Annotated in this window: 16 protein-coding genes and 2 tRNA genes; 8 read left to right on the forward strand and 10 right to left on the reverse strand. The window is 68.1% G+C overall.

What is annotated here, in order from left to right; genetic code table 11:
* Window positions 1-2 precede the first annotated feature (2 nt).
* The 10 genes from R2J75_RS09160 to R2J75_RS09205 all read right to left on the reverse strand — a co-directional run bounded on the left by R2J75_RS09160 (window position 3) and on the right by R2J75_RS09205 (window position 11,454).
* Window positions 3-893 carry a UbiA family prenyltransferase gene (locus R2J75_RS09160; protein WP_243332417.1) on the reverse strand — a complete coding sequence of 297 codons (891 nt, stop codon included), beginning with the start codon at window positions 891-893 and terminating at the stop codon, window positions 3-5.
* On the reverse strand, window positions 893-1,678 hold the full coding sequence (locus tag R2J75_RS09165) for a DUF116 domain-containing protein (RefSeq protein WP_243332418.1): 786 nt from the start codon (window positions 1,676-1,678) through the stop codon (window positions 893-895). Before R2J75_RS09165 ends, R2J75_RS09160 begins: the two co-directional genes overlap by 1 nt.
* Before the next feature lie 7 nt (window positions 1,679-1,685).
* Window positions 1,686-3,152, reverse strand: coding sequence for an MlaD family protein (locus R2J75_RS09170; protein WP_243332421.1), 1,467 nt, complete (start codon window positions 3,150-3,152; stop codon window positions 1,686-1,688).
* A 2-nt stretch (window positions 3,153-3,154) separates the two neighbouring features.
* Window positions 3,155-3,961, reverse strand: coding sequence for an ABC transporter ATP-binding protein (locus tag R2J75_RS09175; RefSeq protein WP_243332422.1), 807 nt, complete (start codon window positions 3,959-3,961; stop codon window positions 3,155-3,157).
* Between the two features lie 7 nt (window positions 3,962-3,968).
* Window positions 3,969-4,745, reverse strand: coding sequence for an MlaE family ABC transporter permease (locus tag R2J75_RS09180; RefSeq protein ID WP_243332423.1), 777 nt, complete (start codon window positions 4,743-4,745; stop codon window positions 3,969-3,971).
* A gap of 50 nt (window positions 4,746-4,795) precedes the next feature.
* Entirely contained in the window at window positions 4,796-6,190 is a 1,395-nt protein-coding gene (gene glmU, locus R2J75_RS09185) for a bifunctional UDP-N-acetylglucosamine diphosphorylase/glucosamine-1-phosphate N-acetyltransferase GlmU (protein WP_243346650.1), read from the reverse strand.
* Between the two features lie 8 nt (window positions 6,191-6,198).
* Window positions 6,199-8,028 (reverse strand): PAS domain-containing protein, encoded by a 1,830-nt coding sequence (locus R2J75_RS09190; RefSeq protein WP_243332427.1) that lies wholly within the window; start codon window positions 8,026-8,028, stop codon window positions 6,199-6,201.
* Window positions 8,025-9,122, reverse strand: coding sequence for a PdxA family dehydrogenase (locus R2J75_RS09195; RefSeq protein ID WP_243332429.1), 1,098 nt, complete (start codon window positions 9,120-9,122; stop codon window positions 8,025-8,027). Before R2J75_RS09195 ends, R2J75_RS09190 begins: the two co-directional genes overlap by 4 nt.
* Window positions 9,123-9,608 carry an LSm family protein gene (locus R2J75_RS09200; RefSeq protein ID WP_243332431.1) on the reverse strand — a complete coding sequence of 162 codons (486 nt, stop codon included), beginning with the start codon at window positions 9,606-9,608 and terminating at the stop codon, window positions 9,123-9,125.
* Between the two features lie 184 nt (window positions 9,609-9,792).
* Complete coding sequence (locus R2J75_RS09205; RefSeq protein ID WP_279342064.1) at window positions 9,793-11,454, reverse strand: two-component system sensor histidine kinase NtrB; 1,662 nt, start codon at window positions 11,452-11,454, stop codon at window positions 9,793-9,795.
* A 69-nt stretch (window positions 11,455-11,523) separates the two neighbouring features.
* Between R2J75_RS09205 and R2J75_RS09210 the strand changes: the two genes are divergently transcribed.
* The 8 genes from R2J75_RS09210 to R2J75_RS09245 all read left to right on the forward strand — a co-directional run bounded on the left by R2J75_RS09210 (window position 11,524) and on the right by R2J75_RS09245 (window position 20,557).
* Window positions 11,524-11,964 (forward strand): Fur family transcriptional regulator, encoded by a 441-nt coding sequence (locus R2J75_RS09210; protein ID WP_243332433.1) that lies wholly within the window; start codon window positions 11,524-11,526, stop codon window positions 11,962-11,964.
* 36 nt (window positions 11,965-12,000) lie between these two features.
* Window positions 12,001-12,075, forward strand: a tRNA-Gly gene (locus R2J75_RS09215).
* 107 nt (window positions 12,076-12,182) lie between these two features.
* Window positions 12,183-12,257, forward strand: a tRNA-Cys gene (locus R2J75_RS09220).
* Window positions 12,258-13,001: 744 nt separating this feature from the next.
* A complete protein-coding gene (locus R2J75_RS09225) occupies window positions 13,002-15,680 on the forward strand; it encodes an AAA family ATPase (protein ID WP_316411533.1) in 2,679 nt (892 codons plus the stop codon).
* Between the two features lie 58 nt (window positions 15,681-15,738).
* Complete coding sequence (locus R2J75_RS09230; protein WP_316411534.1) at window positions 15,739-15,945, forward strand: hypothetical protein; 207 nt, start codon at window positions 15,739-15,741, stop codon at window positions 15,943-15,945.
* Window positions 15,946-18,633 (forward strand): VirB4 family type IV secretion system protein, encoded by a 2,688-nt coding sequence (locus R2J75_RS09235; RefSeq protein ID WP_316411535.1) that lies wholly within the window; start codon window positions 15,946-15,948, stop codon window positions 18,631-18,633.
* Between the two features lie 52 nt (window positions 18,634-18,685).
* Window positions 18,686-19,459, forward strand: a complete 774-nt coding sequence (locus R2J75_RS09240; RefSeq protein WP_316411536.1) for a hypothetical protein — start codon at window positions 18,686-18,688, stop codon at window positions 19,457-19,459.
* A gap of 3 nt (window positions 19,460-19,462) precedes the next feature.
* Window positions 19,463-20,557 carry a type IV secretion system protein gene (locus tag R2J75_RS09245; protein WP_316411537.1) on the forward strand — a complete coding sequence of 365 codons (1,095 nt, stop codon included), beginning with the start codon at window positions 19,463-19,465 and terminating at the stop codon, window positions 20,555-20,557.
* Window positions 20,558-20,567 lie beyond the last annotated feature (10 nt).

Below are 20,567 nucleotides of genomic sequence, written 5' to 3' on the forward strand. Positions count from 1 at the left end.
GCTCAGGCCGGCCAGAGGAGGATCAGCACGCTCACATCGGTGATCGCCCAGGCCGCGAGGCAGCGGTACATGCCCGCCTCGTGCTGGTGGGCGGTGAGGGACCGCCAACGGGCCCACCAGGGGATGAGGACGCCCAACCAAGCAACCAGACTCAGGAGGAGGGGCAGGGGCGACCGCCCGGCCTGGAGGGCCCCCCACCCGAACCAGAGGTGGGCGACCAGGGCCAGCCCCGCGGCGAAGGCCAGGCTCGGCCCCTCGCCCAGGACGATGGCCAGGGTGCGGTCGCCCCGCGCCCGGTCCTCGGCGATCTGGTAGAGCTGGGTGGCCGGGTAGAGGGCCCCGAAAAGGCAGGCGAAGCCGAGGGCCAGGCTGCGCATGGGCGGGGTGACCGGCAGGCCGGTGAGGCCCCAGCCCGCCAGGGGCGTCAGGGCGCCGAAGCCGACGCAGTTGATGAGGAGATCCCAGCCGGCGCGGGCCTTGAGCCGGGCGGGGGGGACCGAGTAGAGCACCGCCATCGCCACGCAGGCCGCGTTGCTCCACGCGAAGACCGGCGGCAGCAGGAAGCCCAGGCCCAGGGAGAGGGCCAGCATGGCCGCGGAGACGTGCAGGAGCCGGCGGGGCGGCTTCGGGGGCTGGCGCAGGTAGCCCACGTCCCCCTCGTCCTGGTCGAAGGCGCTGTTGATGGCCAGGGTGCCGCCGTTGAGGAGGGCCACGAAGACGAACCAGCCCAGGGCGGTGCGCCCGGGGGGCAGGCGCAGGCCGGCCGCGAGGAGCGTGCCCAGCAGGAAGTGGGCCGTCATGATGGGCCATTCCAGGGGCCGCAGGTGCAGCAGGTAGGCGGTGACCTCCTCGCCGAGGAGCCGCCGGCAGGCCTCCCGCGCCCGGAAGGCCATCAGGCGATGCCTTCCTGGCGGAGGGGCAGGACCCGGCCGCCGTCGGGGGCGGTGCGCGGCTCCACCAGGCCCGCCATGGCGGTCATCAGGTCGGGGACGGAGAAGCTCGTGTCCACGCACATGCCGTGGGGGAGGGCCAGGGGGATGACGTAGCAGGGCACCTCGGGGAGCTTGACGATGCCCTTGAGGAGCCGGTCGGAACAGCTGACGGCGACGATGAGGTCCGGCCCGAAGGCCCGGGCGTCCCGGTAGGCCTTGTGGCTGCGGTTGGAGAGGCGCACGTCCCAGCCCTGCTGGAGCCGGAGGGGGAGGAGGTCCCCCACGGCGCAGAGCCCGCACGCGTAGCAGGTGGAAAGGTCGGTCACCACGTCCGCCTTGCACCGGGCCATCTGGATGCAGTGGGGCAGGAGGACGAGGGCCTTGCGGGCCTTCCGCTCCCGGAAGGCCTCGGCCACCTTGAGGTTGTTCCAGTCGCAAAAGCCCAGGATCCAGGCCTCCTCCAGCCCGAGGCGGCGGAAGAGGGGGCGCAGGGCGTAGACCCACCCGCCATCCCAGCGGACGATTGCGGGCCGGGCCTTCAGGTAGGTGCGCCCCCGTTTGAAGGTCGGCCACGCCTCCCCGAAGAGGAGCGCGGCCCCCAGCACCATCCAGCCCTGGAAGGACCGGGTGCTGACGGGTTCCAGGAGGGAGAAGATCAGCAGGAGGGCCGCGAGGCCCAGCGGCACGCCCCGCCGGACCGCGATGAAGAGGCGGCGGTTTCCGGAGGACGGCGCGGACGGACCCATGCCCCGATTATTTCCCGACGCTGGCCAGCCCCACAAGCTTCTTGAGGTCCTCGTCCTTCCAGCGCAGGCCGCCGCCGAAGAAGAAGGTCCTCAGGTCGGCGTTGGCCAGGTCCTGGAGGCCGGCCATGGCGTAGAAGCCCTTGTAGAACTGGTAGCTCGTGGTGATGCGGTAGCGGGGGTTGGGCTTGTCCGCGCGCTTGGAGAAGTCGTAGGCCAGGGCCCCGAAGCGGAAGCGGTCGTCCTTGGCGCGGAACTCGGCCCCGGCCCCGCCCTTGCCCTCCACGATGCCGGCCGTGAAGACGAAGTTCTCGGCCAGGCGCTTGGCGAACTGGGCGGAGATGGTGAAGGTCTGGTCGACGTTGACGGTGTTCGTCGTGACCGGGACCTGGACGACGGCGCCCGTGGCCGTGTCGATCTTGCCGACGGTGCTGGTGTACTGGCTGATCTTGCCGTCGGGGGTGGAGCTGAGCTCCAGGGAGTACCAGTGGTCGTGGCTGGGGACGATGTCGATGCCCAGGCCCACCTTGGAGTCGCCGCGCTTGGTCCAGCGCGCCCCGTTCAGGTCCAGGTTGAGCTCCATGGCCCGGAAGCCGCCCAGCATGGAGTTGACGTTGTCCACGGCCAGGTTGAGCTTCTTGACGGTGGAATCGTCGTTGAGCAGCTTGCCGATGGTGCCCTCGCCCTTGTTCATCTTGTCGGTGATGCTGCGGACGTTCTCGGCGGTGTTCTGGAGGTTGGCGGTGAGCTTGCGGACGTCCTGCAGGAGGCCCTGGACCTCGGGCTTGTTCTCGCCGACGAGCTGGTTCAGGTTGCGGCCCAGGTCCTCGAACTGCTGGGCCAGCTTCGGCAGGCGGTCCCGCAGGTCCGCGCTCATCTGCTGGACGTTGGCCATGGTGCTGTTGATGGCGCCGTGGTTCTCCTGGGCCATGGACCGGAATTCGGCCGTGAGCACCCGGATGTTGTCCACGATCTCGTCGAGCTTCTGCCGGCCCTCCTCGCCCCCGATGGACTTGTTCAGGGCCTCGGTGATGCCCTTCACGTCCTTGCTGATGCCCCCGAGGGACTCCATCAGGCTGTCCATGCTCATGCCCTGGCGGCTGGCGATGAGCCCGTCCTGGCCGACCTCGCCCGCCTCGGGGTGGCCCGGGTCGAGCTCGATGTACTTCTCGCCGAGGATGCCGATGCTGGAGAGGCTGGCGGTGGCGTCCTTGTAGACCTTGAAGTCCTTGGGCAGCGTGAGGATCACCCGGGCCCGCTTGCCCTCGAGCTCGATGGCCGTGACCGCCCCGACCTTCACGCCGGCGACGCGCACCGCGCTCTGGAGGCTGAGGCCCGCCACCTGGTCGAAGTTGGTCGCGATGCGGGCGTTGGAGTTGCCCCCGAAGACCTCCAGCTTCTCCATCCGGAGGATGAGCAGCCCCAGGACGCCGACGCTGGCCACGAAGAAGGCGCCTACTTTGGTTTCGAGTTTCATGGTCATGGCTTGGCCTCGGAGGAGGGACGCTTCCGCGCGTGCATGGGGGGCGGAGGCGGATCCTGCAGGAAGGGGCCGTCGGCCTCCCCCCGCAGGAACTGCTGGATGACGGGATCGGGATTTTTCCGGAAGTCCTCGGGCTTCTGGACGGCCAGGCACCTGCCCCGGAAGAGGAGGGCGATGCGGTCGGCGATCTCGAAGGCGCTCTTGAGGTCGTGGGTGATGGTGATGCTCGTGACCCCCAGGCCCTCCTTGAGGTCCATGATGATCCGGCCGATGACGTCGGTCATGACCGGGTCGAGGCCCGTGGTCGGCTCGTCGAACAGGAGGATCTTGGGCTTGAGGGCGATGGCGCGCGCGAAGCCCACGCGCCGCTTCATGCCGCCGGAGAGCTGGGCCGGCCGGAGGTTCTGGGTGCCCTTCAGGCCGACGAGGTTGAGGCACTCCTCCACCCGGTCGGCGATTTCCCCCTTGGTCATGGTCGTGTGGCGGCGCAGCGCGAAGCCCACGTTCTCCTCCACGCTCATGGAGTCGAACAGGGCGGCCATCTGGAAGCACATGCCGATCTGCTTGCGCGCCTCGAAGAGCTCGTCCCGGGCCATGCCCTGGATGACCTTCCCCTCCAGCGCCACGTGCCCGGCGTCGGGGGTGAGCAGGCCCATGATGCAGCGCAGGAGCACGGTCTTGCCCGTGCCGCTGCCGCCGAGGATGACGAGGCTCTCGCCCTCCTCGACCGCGAGGTTGACGTCGGAAAGCACCACGAGCTTCCCGAAGGACTTGGAGAGGTTGACGACGTCGATGACGGGCACGGCGGGCTCAGACGAGGAGGAGCTTGGTGAGGAAGAAGTCGGTCACGAGGATCCAGAGGCTGGACGTGACCACGCTGGACGTCGGCGCGTTGCCGACGCCCTCGGCGCCGCCCCGGGTCCGGTAGCCCCGCCAGCAGCCCACCATGGCGATGATCAGGCCGAAGGACAGCCCCTTGGTGAGGGCGATGAGGAGGTCCCGGCCCTTGATCAGCTTGAAGAAGTCCTGGCTGTAGACCCAGGCGGAGTGGCCCTGGACCAGCACCAGCAGCACGTAGCCGCCCAGGTAGCCCACGTAGATGGAGATCGCCGTCAGCAGCGGCAGCATGATCAGGCTCGCCAGCAGCCGGGGCACGAAGAGGTAGTGGATGGGATCCGTGGCCAGGCACTCCAGGGCGTCGATCTGCTCGGTGACCTGCATCGTCCCCAGCTCCGCCGCCATGGCGCTGCCCACCCGGCCGGCCATCATCAGGCCCGTGATCACCGGGGCCAGCTCCCGGACCACCGCCAGGCCCTCCACCTGGCCGGCGAGGCCCTCGGCCTGGAACTGCTTGAAGCCGAAGGCCAGCTGCACCGCGAACACCATGCTCACCGCCAGGGAGGTGAGGACCACCACGGGCACGGAATTGACCCCCACCGCCTGGAGCTGGTGGAGGAGGTTGGCCCCGTCGAAGGGCCGCCGGAAGACCCCGACGAAGGTGCGTCCGGAAAGGGTCACCAGGTCGCCCGCCTGTTCAAGCCAGGCGAGGACCCGCGTGCCGATCTGTTCAAGGAGCTTGCTGATCATGCGTGTCCCAAATCCCGTGTTGCACCTTTAAAAATCCTACCCGAATCGGCTCAACCCCGCTTGAGGGCCTTCAACCGTTCCCGGAGGCGGGCGGCGCCCCCCTCCTTCAAGGTCAGGGGCGCGCGCGTCAGGACGAGGGCGTCCGCGGGCACGTCCTCCGTGATGGTGGACCCGGCCCCCACGAGGCAGCCGTCGCCCAGGGTCACGGGGGCCACCAGCTGGCAGTCGGAGCCCACGAACACGTCCCGGCCGATGACGGTGCGGTGCTTGTTGAAGCCGTCATAGTTGCAGGAGATGAAGCCGGCGCCGATGTTGGTGCGCTCGCCCACCTCGGCATCCCCCAGGTAGCTCAGGTGATTGGCCTTGGCCCCCTCCTTCAGGAGGGTCTTCTTGGTCTCCACGAAATTGCCCACGTGGACGCGGTCGGCCAGCTCCGATCCCTCCCGCAGGTGCGCGAAGGGGCCCACCTGGGCGCCCGCCCCGACCCGGGACCGGTTGACGACGCAGTAGGGCCGGATCTCGGCGTTCTCCCCGACGGTGCTGTCGGACACCACGCAGCCCTGGCCCACGGAGGCCCCGGCGCCGACCCGGACCTCCCCCTCCAGGCGCGCCCCGGGGCCCAGGGTCACGTCCATGGCCAGGACGGCGCGGGGGCCCACCAGGGTCGTGGCGGGGTCCAGGAAGGTGACGCCCTCGTCCATCCAGCGGCGGTTGATGCGCTCCTGGGCGAAGCGCTGGAGCTGGGCCTGGTCGGACCGGGCGTTCATGCCCAGCATCTCGGCGGGCTCGCAGAGGTCCACCGCCACGGGAACCCGGGAGGCCACGTCCATCACCGCGTCCGTGAGGTAGTACTCGCCCTGGGCGTTGTCGTTGCGCAGGCGCCCCAGGGCCTCGCGCAGGGGCCCCCAGGGGAGGCCGTAGGCGCCCCCGTTGACGCGCCGGATGGCGCGCTGGGCCTCGGTGGCGTCCTTGTGCTCCACGATGGCGGCCAGCGTCCCGTCCGGGTTCTGGAGCACGCGGCCGTACCCGGCCGGATCCTCCAGGTCCATGGCCAGCACGGACCCGGCGGAGGCGGCCAGGGCCGCCACGGTCTCCCGGCGCACCAGGGGCACGTCGCCGCAGAGGATCACGACCCGCTCCGCGCCGAGCCGGTCCAGCTCGGCCGCGGCGCTGCCGACGGCGTGGCCCGTGCCCAGGGGCTCGCCCTGGTCCACGGAGGTGGCGGGGCAGGGCAGGAGGCCCGCCGCGGCCCAGCCCGCGAGGGCGGCCTCGACCTGGGCCTTCCCGTGGTGCACCACGACCACGGCGTGGTCCACCGAGGCCGGCAGGGCGCGCAGGGTCCACAGAAGGGACGGGTCGCCGAGGACGGGGTGGAGCACCTTGGGCAGGGCGGACTTCATGCGCTTGCCGAGGCCGGCGGCGAGAACGAGGGCGACGGTGGACATCAGGACTCCTATTGCAGCAGGGCGAGCAGGCTCGTGACCAGGTCCGGCCCGGGGAAGGGCGGCTCCAGCAGCGCGAGACGGGAAGGGGCGCGGTCCCCCTGGGGCAGGGGCCGGCCGTCGTCCAGGAGGAGGGCCGGCACGGCCTGGCCCAGCAGGGCGCAGAGGCGGGCCTGGTACCGCTCCAGGGTGCGGGTGCGCTCCAGCACCAGGACCTGGGGGGGGCGGGCGCCGCGGGCGGCGGCGAGGAAGGCGCGCAGGGAATGGAAGGTGACCGGGTCGCCCCCGGCCTCGCGGATCTCCTCCTCCACGGCTCGCGCGAGGGCGGGGTCCCGGTGGAGGATCCAGGCCGTCCGGCCCGTCAGGGGCCCCTCGGCGGCGGCCGCGTCCCGGCCCAGGCGGGGCAGGAGGAGCCGGGGCGAGACCCAGCCCTGGGCGTCCCGGTCCACCAGGAGGATGCCTCCGCAGTCCCGCACCGTCTGGTGGAGCCAGGTCAGGCCGAGGAAGTCGCCCTCCCAGGGCGCCTTCGTCCCCTCCAGGTCGAGGGAGAGGCGGGCCATGCGCCGGCCTCCGAGCTCCACGGGCTCCAGGACCAGCACCACGCGCCCCTCCCGCAGGGCCTGCCGGCCGTGGAGGGTGAGCTGCACCAGGGCCTGGCGCAGGGGCGCCTCCTCCAGGATCAGGGTGAGGGGCCGGATCCGGAGCCCCACGTCGATCTCCGGCGGCAGCATGCGCCGCAGGTCCGGAACCAGGGCCTCCAGGACCGCCTGGGCCTGCAGCCGGTGCGGCGCCGCCGTTCCGGCGGCGTGGGCCGCGAGGCCGGCGGGGGCATCGTCCCCGCGGAGGGCGAGGGTGCCCGGCGCCTTGTCCACGACCCACACGAGGGCCAGGTTCCGGTCGAAGGCCACCGCCTCGAGCCCGGCGGGGGCGAAGGTCGCGTCCCGGCGCACCAGGGTGGCCGCCGCGCTGCCCCGCGCGTCCTGGAGGAGCTGCCGGCGGAGGTCCTCCCACACCGGGGTCTCGGCCCCCTGGAAGAGGTCCTGCACCTGGAAGCCCTTCATCTGGTGCCGGGGCAGGCCCACGAGGCGGCTGAAGGCCGTGTTCGTCTCCAGGAGGAAGCCCTTTTCGTTGACCAGGAACATGGGCTGGCGCGCCTCGATGGCGTAGGCGAGGGTGGGGCCCTCCGGGGGCTGGTCCCCCTCCAGGGCCGAAAGCGCCGTGCGCAGGCCGTCGCCGCGGCCCTCCACCCAGATGCCCTGCTCCCGCAGCCATCGGAGCTGATGGAGCGCCACCGCGCCCAGGAGGAGGCCCGCCAGGAAGGAGGCCCCCCAGGAGAAGGGCGGCGTGCCCGGGGTGAAGATGTGGTAGATGGCCGTCACCGCCAGGAACGCGGCGGCCCCGGCCGCGGGCATCCGGACCGCGAGCCACCGGCCCCGGGTGAGGCGGTAGCCCAGGTCGCTGAGGAGGAGCCAGAGGACCGCCTCCAGCAGGGCCGTGCCCCAGAAGGCCGGCACCGACCGCATGTCCATGCCCACCAGGGTGCCGATGAGCCACGCGAAGAAGGTGGCCCCCGCGAGCCCGACCGCGAGGTTGCGGACCCCCTGCCGCCCCTCCCGCAGGGCCTGGAGGAAGAGGGTGAAGCCGAGCAGGGCCCCGCCCAGGTGGGCGGCTGGCAGGCCGCGCGTGCCCAGCTGGGGCCAGGGGATGCTCAGCACCGCCAGGATGCCCCCCATGAAGGTGCTGTAGGGGACCACGGCCCGGCGCCGGTACCGGAAGAGCAGGAAACCCACCCAGGGCGGCACCGCCAGCAGGAGGGCGAGAAGGAGGTCCTGGCCCCTCATCGGCGAGCGGCCCGGAGACCCAGGCGGGCACCGAGGGTGGCGGCCTGGATGAAGTTGGCGGGATCCGCCTGCCAGCGGCCGGCGATGCCGAAGGCCGTCCCGTGATCCGGGGACGTGCGCACGAAGGGCAGGCCCAGGGTCAGGTTCACCGCCGTCTCCGGCTCCAGGACCTTGATGGGGATGAGCCCCTGGTCGTGGTACAGGGCCACCACCAGGTCGAACTCCCCGCGCCAGGCCCGGAGGAAGAGGGTGTCGGAGGGGTGGGGCCCGCTGAAGGTCGGCCGGTCACCCGGCATGGGGGCGGGGCGCTCCGGGAAGAGGCGCCAGCCCTCGGGCGCCGGCCCGGGGGGGAAGGGCGACGGGAAGGACGCCCACCGGCCGGACCCGGCCCAGGCCTGGGCGTCGGCCACGGCCTCCACGAGGCGCTCGTCCTCGTGGCCGAAGGCGCCCCCCTCGCCCGCGTGGGGGTTCAGGGCGCAGAGGGCCACCCGGGGCCCCGGCGCGCCGGTCAGCTGGGCGAACCGATCGGCCGAGAAGGACAGGGTCTCCGCCACCGCGTGCCGGTCCAGGCCCTCGATCACGGAGCGGAGGCTCTGGTGGACGGTGTGCAGGACCACGGAGAACCGGGGCGCCACGAAGGCCATCTGCACCCGGGGCGCGCCGGCCAGCTCCTGGAGGAACTCCGTGTGGCCCGGGATGGCGTAGCCGGCGGCGTGGGCCGCCGCCTTGGCCAGGGGCAGGGTGACCAGGGCGTCCCCGCGCCCCTCCAGGACCTCGCGGGCCCCGGCCCGCACCCCCTCCACGGCGGCGCGGCCCGAGGCCGCGCTCCCCTGGCCCAAGGAGAGCCGGTCCCGGCCGAGGGCGGGGTCCGGGTCGATCCAGCGCGCGCGGGCCCCGGCCACCTCCAGCTCGGGGCCCTCCGGCCCCTCGCGCCAGGCGAAGGGGATGGGGCCCCCCGCCAGGAGATCCACCCCCGCCCGGCTCCCGCACACCGTGATCCGGGATGCGGCGGCCAGCTCCGGCAGGGCCTTCAGGAGCAGTTCGGGGCCGATCCCGCAGGGATCGCCCAGGGTGACGACGAGGCGCGTCTCCATTCAGTCGTAGAGGGGGAGTTCCACGTCCGGGGAGGACGCCTCCTCCTTCTTGCTGCCCCGGCTCCGGCGGATGCGGGGCTCCTCCTCGGCCTTGTAGAGGTACTTGATGTTGTGCTTGGGGACGAGGACGTTGGGTTCCTTGACCCGGTTGATCTTCAGGCAGTGCTTGTCGTACCACTCGATGACGCCGCGCAGCTTCTCGTCGTCCTGCAGGACGATTACCATGGGCGTCTTGGCCTGCATCTGCTTGAGGTAGTAGAAGCTCTCGGCGTTGGTCTGCTCCGGCGGGGCGATCTTCCGGCGCGGGCTGCCGGTGCCCTGGGGGACGCTGGCCGCGTCGGGGCTGCCGCCGGGAGCCCCGGCGATGACGGCCTCCGCGGGCGCCTTGGTGACGGTGGGAGGATCGGCCGCGGCCTGCGCCTTCGGGGTGCGGCCGATCTTCTCCTTGATCTCGGTGAGGTTGGGCCGAATGAGCTTGCGGTTCATGCCAGATCCTGGATGGTGCGGAATGTCAATGTTTTCGGGATCAAGACCGGCGACGACCCTGCCCCGGGCACGATGTAAAAAGTAATGGCAATGTCCCACCATCCAGCCCGGTTGGCAAGGTCTTCCGCCCACCGGCGCGGACGGGGGGGCCAGGAGCCTGGCTACGGAACGGAAAGGCCTTCCCTCACGTAGCCCGGCTCCCGCCGGAGGCCACGGGCATCTCGACGGAGACCGCCGTTCCCCGCCCCACCTCGCTTTCCACCCGGATTTCCCAGCCCATCTGCTGGATGAACTGGAAGACGAGGCTCATCCCCAGGCCCGTGCCCTCCGGAAAGCCGCTGGCGAAGGGCAGGAAGAGGGCCCGGCGCCGCTCCTCCGTCATCCCGCAGCCGTTGTCCTCCACCCGGGCCGCGACCCGGCCCTCGAGGCGCTGGAAGGCGATGCGGATCCGGGGGGCCTCCGCCCCGTCCAGGGCCTTGCGGGCGTTGCTGAGCAGGTTGGTGAAGACCTGGTGGACCCAGGCGGCGTCCCCCTGGATGAGCACCGGGGGCGGGTCCTCCATGTCCAGGAGGATGCCGCCCCTGCGCGGGTCGGTCTCCCACGCGGCCCGCAGCTCCTCCGCGAGGGCGGGGAGGGAGATCGCCTGGAGGCGGACCGGCCGGGGCCGGCTGTAGTCGAGGAAGTCGGTGACGATGCCGCTGACGCGCTCCGATTCGCGCAGCAGGATGGTCAGGACCCGGTCCACCATGGCCGGGGGCTGCCCGCCCTGCTTCAGGAGCTGGACGCAGCCCAGGATGCTGGCCAGGGGGTTCCGGAGCTCGTGGGCCATCTCGCTGGAGAGCTCGCCGACCGCCGCCATCCGCTCCGAGAGCCGGGTCCGCTCCTCCAGGGCCTTGATCTCCGTGAGGTCCTGGAAGACCAGGAGGTGCCCCGTGGGCTCCCCCTCGGCCCCGAGGAGGGGCGAGAGGTTGCCGCCGACGATCCGGCGCTCCCCGGCCGGGCCCGGGAACGAGACCTCGAAGCGCCGCTCCCGGGTCTGGGCCATGAGCTCCTGCAGGTCGCCGAACCCGTAGCCCTCAACCGGGGCTCCCGGATCCAGGTGCGCGTGGAGGATCTTCGCGGCGGCGGGGTTCGCGGAGGCCACCCGGCCCCGCAGGTCGGTGATGACGATTCCCGAGAACATGGACTCGAAGACGCGCCGGTAGAGCGCGCTCAGCTCGTCCACCACCGCCTCGCTGCGGCTCAGGTCCGTGCGCAGGTTCTCCACCTGGCTCCGGATCACCAGGACCACGAGCGTCGCCCCGAAGATCACCAGGGAGGTGAAGCCCAGGATGTAGGCCAGCTGGTAGGGCTCCGCCGCCGACTCGGCCCCGGAATGGCCGAAGGGCGGGAGCACCTGCTGGGTGTAGAGGAGCACCGCGGCGATGTGGATCGCAGAGGAGAGGAGCCCCACCGCCACGATCCCGGCGATGCTCAGGTAGAAGGCCGAGGCCAGCACCGGGAAGATGTAGATCGTCGCCAGCCGCTCCTGGTCCACCCCGTGGAAGACGACGATCAGCGTCACCAGGAGCATGTCCAGAACCAGGTTCAGGCGGATCCACCCCACCGTCGGCGTCGCGAAGGGCCCCTCGCCCCGGGCCGTCATCCGCCCCGCCTCCCAGGCGCTCTCCGCGAAGAGGGCGGCCAGGATGGCCAGGTAGAGGTCCCCGCCCCGGCTGGGGCTCTCCAGGGGGATGGCCAGGTGGAGGGCGAGCAGGCCGAAGGAGACCGCGAACCTGAACGCCAGGGGCAGGAAGGGCGGTGAGCTGCCGCCCGAGGCTTTGGGCACCGGTTCCGGGGGGGTCATGCGCGCCATTCTACATGGGGCCCGGGGGGGCGGGTTGGCGCGCGGCTCCGGATTTGTCATCCTGGGGCCATGCCGCGCTCCGCCCCCACCCCCCACCAGACCCCCTCCCTCCGGGCGGCGGGCATGCGCCAGACCCCCCAGCGGGAGGCCATCCTCAAGGTCCTCAAGGACGCGGAGCGCCCGCTCTCGGCCGAAGAGATCTGGTCCGGCATGGAGAAGCGCCGCTCCGGCATCCCCACCGTGTACCGGAACCTCGAGCGCTTCGTCTCCGAGGGCTGGGCCGAGAGCCTCCAGGGCTCCGACCAGGTGATGCGGTTCGTCCTCTGCCGCTCCCCCCACCATCACCACCACCTCACCTGCGAGACCTGCGGCCGCACCGTGGAAGTGGACGGATGCGGCGTGGAAGAAGGCCTCGCCGCCATGGAGCGGGCCTCCGGCTTCCGCATCACCCGGCACCAGCTCACCCTCTTCGGCCAGTGCCCCGCTTGCCGGGCCGCAATTCCTGGTTGACACCACCCCCCACCGTGCTAAGATTGAATTTCCACCGCGGGTGTAACTCAGTGGTAGAGTGCAACCTTGCCAAGGTTGAAGTCGAGGGTTCAAATCCCTTCACCCGCTCCAGAATGAAAAGGACCTGATCGCTCAGGTCCTTTTCTTTTGCCTCAAGTCGGCCGGCGGCCGCAATTGTCCTCGGGCATTCCCCCCGATCGTGCTACACTGGCCCTTCCGGCGCCGTAGCCAAGTGGTAAGGCCGCAGACTGCAAATCTGCCATTCATCGGTTCGATTCCGATCGGCGCCTCCAGAAGAAACCCCCGTCGGACAAGGACGGGGGTTGTTTTTTATCGGCATAATGCCGGGCAGCTTTTCTCCTGGTACCACACCTGTACCACATCCGGACCCGGACCAAAAAGCGGGCCGGATTTGGCATCCGGCCCGCTTTGTCTGGCTGCTCCAAATCAACTCGGGTAGTCGATCCGCTTCGTGCCCATCCATGCCAGCTGGTAGCGGACCATCCCGTTGGTCATTGGTCAGCTTGAGGAAGGGAGGGCCCTTGTGGTCCACGCGCCAGTCCACGAGCGTGTCTGCGGTGGCTCCGAGGGTCCGCGTCGCCCGGGTGGAATCCAGGAAGCGCGTATATGGGCCATGGCCTCGGAAAGGGGCGTCAGGGCCCCCGGAGTCAAATCGGAAGTGCGATGCACAGGCGTAATTGTCGTTGCTGACACCAGGGTGTCTGGTTGCTTGGGTCTGGAGGTCAACGGCCGGGTTGAGCCTTCACCAGATGGGAGCCCCGGCCGAATGCTCAACCCTGGCACGGGTCGGTCAATCGTCCTGGAGCTTCCGCCACATCTGCTCGCAGTACGAACACTAGCCGCCAATAACGGTCGCCTGGACAAACTCCTCCAGCGGTAGCGGTGAGAAGCAGCGGCTGCACTCGACGGCGACATTCGGGACCCACCCGCCGAGGATGAGGCGCCAAGCCTGGTTATTGCCGTGTTGCCGGAGACCAACTGGGGTAACGTTGGAGGGAGCAAGCAAGGGAGCATTCATGGAGACGCTGATTGGGGATCTCCTCTATTGGGCTAATGACCTGAAGCCATGGCAACAGGACGCCTTGCGACGGCTATTTGCACGGGGCGAGTTAAAGGCTGCCGATCTCAATGAACTGGTTGCCATGGTCAAGGAGGCTCATGGCGATGGGCCGCCCAGTTCAATCCCACCAGATCCTTTGGCAGCGAATCACATCCCCGGGGCTGGGAGTGGTAATTCTGTTCAACTCGTTTCTCTTTCAGAACTTACAAACGTGAATGCATTCCCCGATGGACGGGCATTAAGCTTTGAACCTTCGGGGTTGACAGTGCTATTTGGTGAAAATGGAGCGGGGAAATCAGGTTATGCGCGCGTTCTGAAGAATGCCTGCCGCGCGCGACGGCGTGAGCCTGTGCAATCGAATGCCTTTACAGGTGGTGCCGGTCACGCGCAGATTCCATCAGCAAAAATCCAGGTTCTCGTGGATGGCAATGCCAAAGAAGTGTCGTGGGTCCAGGGAGGAAATCCCGATGCGGATCTTGGCAATGTTTCTGTCTATGACTCCGCATGCGCACGGGACTATATCGAGATGGAGGGCGAACCTGGCTTTCAGCCATATGGACTCGGACATCTCAATCGTCTTGTGGCCGCGCAAAGGGAAATGCACCGGATCCTCACCGACGAACAGAATGCCATCGAGTTGAACCCAGCGATTTTCCAGCCACTCAAAGGGGGTACGGCTGTTGGTGCTCTCGTTGAAAATCCAGGAGCGGGCACGAACATCGTTGAGCTTCGGCGGTTGGCCACGATGTCAGAGGCCGACCTGCAACGGATCGACTTCTTGGAGGGCGCGCTGCGTGAACTGAACCCGGAACCCAAGGCCCGGGCTTTGGATGCCCTTGCAGACCGTCTGGGACTTGCTGCAGAACGCGCATCCAGTGCCCTGCGATACGTAACCGACGCCGCGACCGCAAAGCTAAAGGGTCTACATCAATCTAAGCGCGATGCGGATGCTGCCTACGAATTGGCCCAAAGGCAGTTGCATGGCGGGGACCAGGACGGTGTGCAAGACAAGCTTCTGCTTGGGACGGGCAATGCCGTCTGGCAAACCTTGTATAAGGCGGCGGAGGCATTTTCTGTCGAGTATGCCTACGTGGGGCATGCATTTCCGCACACCTCATCCGGGGCGAAATGTGTTCTTTGCCAAGCGGAGCTTGGACCTGATGCGCGTTCCCGAATGGAAAGGTTTGCAACTTTCGTTGCGGGACAAGCCGGAGCCCATGCAATAGGAACCAACCAAACGCTTGTCGAAGCGCTTGGCAAGATTAGGGATGCGGATCTCGAGCCATTGGATAAGCCTACGCTTGAAGAACTGGCAGGGTCATTGCCAAGCCTCCACGCCTTGGTCCTGGATACCGTGGCCGCCTGGAATGCCAGACGAACTTGGTTGCTGGACTCCTCTGAACGAGATGACTGGAGTCGCCCGGAGCCGATCATACCCACTGGAGATCCGCTGGATTTGCAACTTCGGAATGCGAAGGCAAAGCTCAAGGAAGAAGCCTCAACCCTGCGTAAGTCAGTCGACCCCAAGGAGCGGGGCAAGTTGCAAGATGAGCTTCGGGAACTGAAGGCCAGGGAGTCCCTGAGGGGGCTACTGCCGGCCATTGAACAATTCGTCTTAGGCAGCGTCAAGCGTGAAGCATTAAGCCGCTGCCTCGCTGCGTTGAACACGCAGGGCATCTCCACGAAGATGACAGCCCTTGCGAAAAAGCATGTCACCACTGCGCTCGCCGTCGCGATGAATGAGGAACTCTCCGCCCTTGGGTACAAGCGCAAAGTCCGGCCAACCCTTGATGGCAAGACCAGCGACGGAAAGACCAAGATGACGCTTCAAATCGAAGGTACAAAAACGGATGCCCATAGGGTGCTTTCGGAAGGCGAACAGCGGGCCATGGCCCTGGCGTTGTTTTTGGCAGAAGTGTCTTTCCAGGGTCACCATTCAACGGTGATTTTTGATGACCCATCGACATCCCTGGACCACCGGCATCGTCGTCGCATGGCTCAGCGATTGGTCGCCCTCGCATGTGAGCGGCAAGTTCTGATCTTTACCCATGATGCCGTGTTCCTTTCGGAAATCGACATGGCTTTAAAAAAGTCAGGTGCATCAGCTACTTACAAATCCATCGGGTGGGGTGATGCCGCCCCAGGGCATGTGGAAGAAGGTCTTACGTGGGAAACCAAGAACTGCAGCATGCGTCTCATGGAAATCGAAGGCGTCGCGAAGGCGATCAAAACGACGGCCGGAGACTACCCGAGCGAAGGGGACGCTCAGCGCATCGCCGAAGCGTACAGTAAGGTTCGTGGGACGATTGAGCGCGCCATCCGAGAGGAATTCCTGTCCAACACGATTCAGCCCTTTAGCGATGCCGTTTCGGTTGAATCCTTCGGAATTGTGGTGGGGCACCCGCAGGATGAGGTTGATTCCCTTATGGACATCTATGACCGGGCATGTGAGGCGACCTTTGCCCACGACACGCCTGCTGAACGCCAGTTGCCCTTGCCTGATGCAGAGCAACTGATTTCAGATATCAACCTCACCCTGGAACTTGTTCGGAAGGCAGCCGCAAGAAGGAGGGCATACCAGACTCAACGAGGAGAACGAACCAAGGCGCGCAAGAAAGCATTCGCAGGCGCTTAGATTTGGATTACGCCTTTCGGGTATAGCAACCTGCCATCCGTGCCACAGTGCCACGTTCATGGCCCTCCTGGTGAACCAATGGAGCGGGGCCTGGGCCATCGCCTGGGCCCTGGCCAACGTGGCCTGCGGCCTGGTGCTGCACCTGGTGCACGCCCAGGACCGGATCGTCCTGCCCATGCTCAGGCTGCGCCTGAGCCACCGCTTCCAGGCCCAGGTGAGCAGCTTCGCCCCCAGCTGCCAGCGGGTGGACCTCCGGGAGGGGTGAATGGGACTGGCCAAGGACCTGGGCACCCTGTTCCGGAATTGGAACGACCTGGAGAGCAACCTCGAGAGCGAGGTGTTGTTCTATGACTTCTTCCGCCGGGAGGAAGGCTACGACCCCGCCCGGCCCCTGATCCTGTGCAAGGACCACGGCCTGCTGGCGCTCTACCGCATGGAGGGGCTGGACCCCGAGCCCCTTGGCGAGGAGGGCATCGCCATGGCCTCCAACACCGTGCGCCGGGCCATGGACGCCTTCAATCCGGATAACCAGGAGGAGGACTTCCGCGGCGGCTGCTGGGAGGTGCAGAACCTGTTCCGGCGCCGCCGGTGCGCCCCGCCCGCGCTCACACGGCCAACCTGGGATTCCGCGGCCCTGCGCTTCCTGTGCGAGACCACCCAGGCCTATTGGGACCGGCGGGTGGTGTACCAGGACGAGATCTATTGGGCCGTCCACTTCACCCCGCGGGGCCGGGAGCAGGACCGCTGGCGCCTGCGGGACGCTACCCACACGGCGCTCATCCGCCTGGAGGACCTGCGGGCCCAAGCGAGGTTCGTGCGCCGGGTGCTGCGGACTTTCGAGGAGAACCTCCTGGCTTTCCAGACCAGCCGGCCCCGGATGGGCTTCGGCCTGCGCATGCTCCGGGAGGAGGAGGCCTTCGAGGCCCTCTACGGCCTGACCAACCGGACGGAGGCGGCTCCGCCCCCTTACGCCCCGGACCTGCCCCTGGTCGTGCAGGCCTGCGCCTCACACCGGGATGGCTCGGAGAAGGTCTACCGCGTTAACGGCCGCCCCTCCAAGATCCTCACCTGGAAGGTCCCCCCGCGGGTCAGCGTGGGCTACGTCTTCCGGCGCTTCCAGGACGAGCTGGCCTTCCCCTTCACCATCTGCCAGACCTGGCGCTCCCAGGCGTTCGCGCGGATGGCCCGGCGGATTGAGCTGTTCCAGGGCTTTGCCGGGGCCCTGGCGGGACGGCAGCAGGAGGCAGCGGAGTACGAGACCGAGGAGTACGAGACCGAGGCCCGGCACTTCCTGGGCACGGTGCGTCTGGATGCGGCCGCGCCCTTCAACTGGTACTTCAGCCTGCTGGTGGACGGAGACCACCTGGCTGAACTGGAGGACCGCGCCGCCAAGGTTCAGTCGCAGATGAAGTTGATCTTCGGGGCGGAGTGCCTAGAGGAGGGCGCGCGACACCGGCTGTTTGCCGACCTTGGCTCCATCCCCGGCAACGGCAGCTACTGCCAGCGGTTCAACCTGGTGACTTCCCTCAATGTTGGGGATTCCGCCTTCCTCTATCGCCTGGCGGCGGGGGACAGCCAGCCATTCATGATCTTCGGCGACCGCAAGGGCGGCACTTACGGCTACAGCCTGTTCACCCACAAGGAGCCCAGCTGGAACAAGGCGGTCCTGGGCCTGCCCGGCTCGGGCAAATCGCTCCTGATGAACATGTTCCTGGTGGGCAACGCCATGTTCCCCAGCCAGGGCTACGTCCTGGACAAAGGCAACAGCTACGGCCCCATCTTCGAGCTGCTGAACCAGGAGATGCCCGGAGAGGTGGCGGTGATGCGAATCCGGGGCGGTCACTTCCAGTTCAACCCGTGTCCCCTGGCATGGGCCCTCAAGGAGAAGGCGCGCCAGGAGCGGGAGGGTGTCTACCTGAAGCCGCTGCCGGACGGGGGCTTCCTGCCGTGCCCGGTGGAGCAGACGAAGCAGTTCTTCGAGGCCTGGCTGGACGCGCTCGTGGGGCAGGGCAGGCGGCTCGACCCGGCCCAGAAGAACCTCCTGGACCGCGCCCTGAAGGGCAGCGGCTCCTCGGGCCGGGGCGGGTTCTTCCGGGACTTCGAGAACCAGTGCCAGCAGTACCTGCGCGCCCTGGAGCAGGACCCGGAGTCCCGGCTGCCCCCACCGCGGCCCCTGTCCAGCCTGCTGACCTTCCTGCGCTCCGAGGCCCCGCAGTTCGTGGATGCGGTGGAGCTCTGGACCCGGGCCCCGCGGGACCAGTTCTTCGACAGCGGAGTGGATACGGTATCGGCGGCGAAGTACGTCTATTTCGAGCTCGAGGGCATCGAGGACGATCCGCTCCTGGCCAAGCCCTTCATCGCCGCCCTCATGGGCGTCATCTGGAACCGGATCACCAACCCCAGCGCCCTTGCCGAGCGCAAGGCCGTGATCATCGACGAGGCCTGGTCGTTCCTGGCGGACCCGTCCTTCTTCGCCATGGCCGAGATGATGTTCCGAACCATCCGCAAGTTCAACGGCTTTGTCGTGCTGAGCACCCAGACCCCCAACGACATCCAGAACGGGGAGGCGCGTAAGCTGCTCCAGACCATGGCCGAGATGTTCCTTTACAAGGGCTTCTCCGAGCCGACCTTCCTCGCCGAGGACCTGGGCCTGCCGGAGCACCAGCGGCGCCTTCACGAGAGCCTGCAGCAGGACGAGCGCCGGCGCGAGGTGCTCTACTGGAACCGTCGTGGCCACGTCCGGGTGCTCAACGTGGAAATCGCGCCGGCGGCGTACTGGTTCGCCACCACCGACGCCGAGGACAAGGCCTTCCGTGCCGCCTTCTTCCGCCGCTTCGGCATGGTGGAGGGCACCCGGCACTTGGTGGCCGCCTGCGAGGGCCGCACCATCGCCGGCAAGGAGCTGCGGCTGCGGATGGTGGGGGCCTATGCCCAGGCCCAGGGCCTGGCCTGAGGAAAGGAGGAACGACATGTGGGTTTCCGTTCGTAGGGCGGTCCTTCCCGGGATGGTGGTCCTCTGGGCCACCGGGATCCCGGCCAGCGTCACCCCGGCCCAGGCCTGGGTCTTCCATGACGGTCCGGCCTTCATCCAGCGGGTCGCCCAGCTGACCCAGGTCATGGCCCAGTACAGCCAGATCGTGAAGACCGGCGGGCAGCAGCTGATGGCCTTCAAGGCCGCCTACATGGGCCTGAAGGACTGGCGCAACTACGGCTGGGTGGACGTGCTGCGCCTGGCCGACAGTCCCTGGTTCGACGGCATCGAGGGCATCGATGACATCCGCCAGTGCACGGACCTCACCGTCATGAGCGCCGAGCAGGCCCAGCACCTCTGGGACACGACCGCCTTCTACAACCAGATGCTGCTCAACCCGCGCTACGCCAACGACCCCTGGTTCCGGGCCAAGATCAACTCCTTGCTCCGCCAGTCCAAGCGCGCCGGGGCCGTGAAGGCCAGCATCCTGCGCCAGTACAAGGCCCAGAACAAGGACCTGATCGAGGACGTGAAGAAGATCAAGCGGATCAAGCACGACATCCAGGTGATCAACCAGACCTCCCCCGTGGATGCCGTCAAGGTCGCCAGCCTCCAGGCCGAACTCGCCGCAACCGAGGCCAAGTTCCAGGGCAACACCCTGATCCTCAAGAACCAGCAGGCGATCATGTTCCTCATGGGCGAGAACGACGCCCAGGCCGCCTACGCCGACACCATCGACCGCGGCTGGATCCGGAACAACTCCCGGGGCCTGAAGGCCCTGGGCGCCAGCCTGTCCCGGAGGCGCTGACCGATGCTCGCCCTCGCCGCCCCCCAGACCTTTTTCATGGACAAGCTGGTCAACGACGTGCTGGACGTCGGCGCCGTTTTCTTCGAGAAGGAGATCACCTGGATCGCCCTCGCCATCCTCGGGTTCTGCCTCTTCTTCCACCTGGTGGCTGGAGCCGGGGAACTGGCCGAGGAACCCCGGAACTGCCGGTTCTTCAAGGCCCGGTGGTGGATGCGCATCGCATTCTGCCTGGCCCTGCTGGCCAGCTACCGGGTCACCTTCGAGGGCTTCGCCCGGTCGGCCATGCCAACCTTCATGTCCAGCTTCGCCGGCTCCTGGTACGAAATCTGGAGCGGCCAGCTCGACGCCAAGGACGAGCTGGAGAAGATGCACCACGACAACCAGGACGTGAAGAAGGCCGAGGTCACCACCACCCGCCAGGGCGAGCAGGACCAGGCCTGGTGGAGCAAGGCCATGGCCTGGTCCGTGGACGCACTGGTGACGGCCCTGGGCATCGCCCTTTCCAGCCTGGCCGGCATGTTCATCACCGTGCTGATCCTCATCCAGGGCTTCTGGGTGTTGGGCATCAACACCGTGCTCCTGGGCATCGGCCCCCTGTGCATCGCCTTCCTGGCCCACGAGGCCACGGAAGGGATCTTCTGGGCCTGGGCCAAGGCCTGGCTGGTCTACGGCCTCCTCTACCTGCCCATGCTGGGCCTGGGCGCCAAGATGGCCGGGGTCGTGTTCAAGGGCATCACCTCGATGGTGGCGGGATCGGACGTGGTGTTCGGCGACGGTTCGGACATCGCGATGCACTTCATCTACGCCCTGCTGGGGCCCCTGTGCGCCCTGGCGGTGGTCCAGGCCATTCCCAGCTTCCTGAGCCACCTCCTGGTGGCCGCCGTCTCTGGGCATGGCTCTGAGGTCGTCCCGGCGGCCCTGGCGGCCTCTGCCTCCGCGGCCACGAGGCCCGAGGCCGGCAGCCTGGGATCGGCAGGCATGGCGCCGGCCATCGCCAGCGGCGGGACCACGATGCGCTTCGAGGCGACCAGGTCCGCCAGCCCGATCGCCACGGCGGAGGCCCTGGGCACCCAGCCTGGCCCCGCTGACCCAGCTTGACCCGAGGGAC

Origin of the sequence: Mesoterricola sediminis, from assembly GCF_030295425.1 — a bacterium.
Classification (GTDB): domain Bacteria; phylum Acidobacteriota; class Holophagae; order Holophagales; family Holophagaceae; genus Mesoterricola; species Mesoterricola sediminis.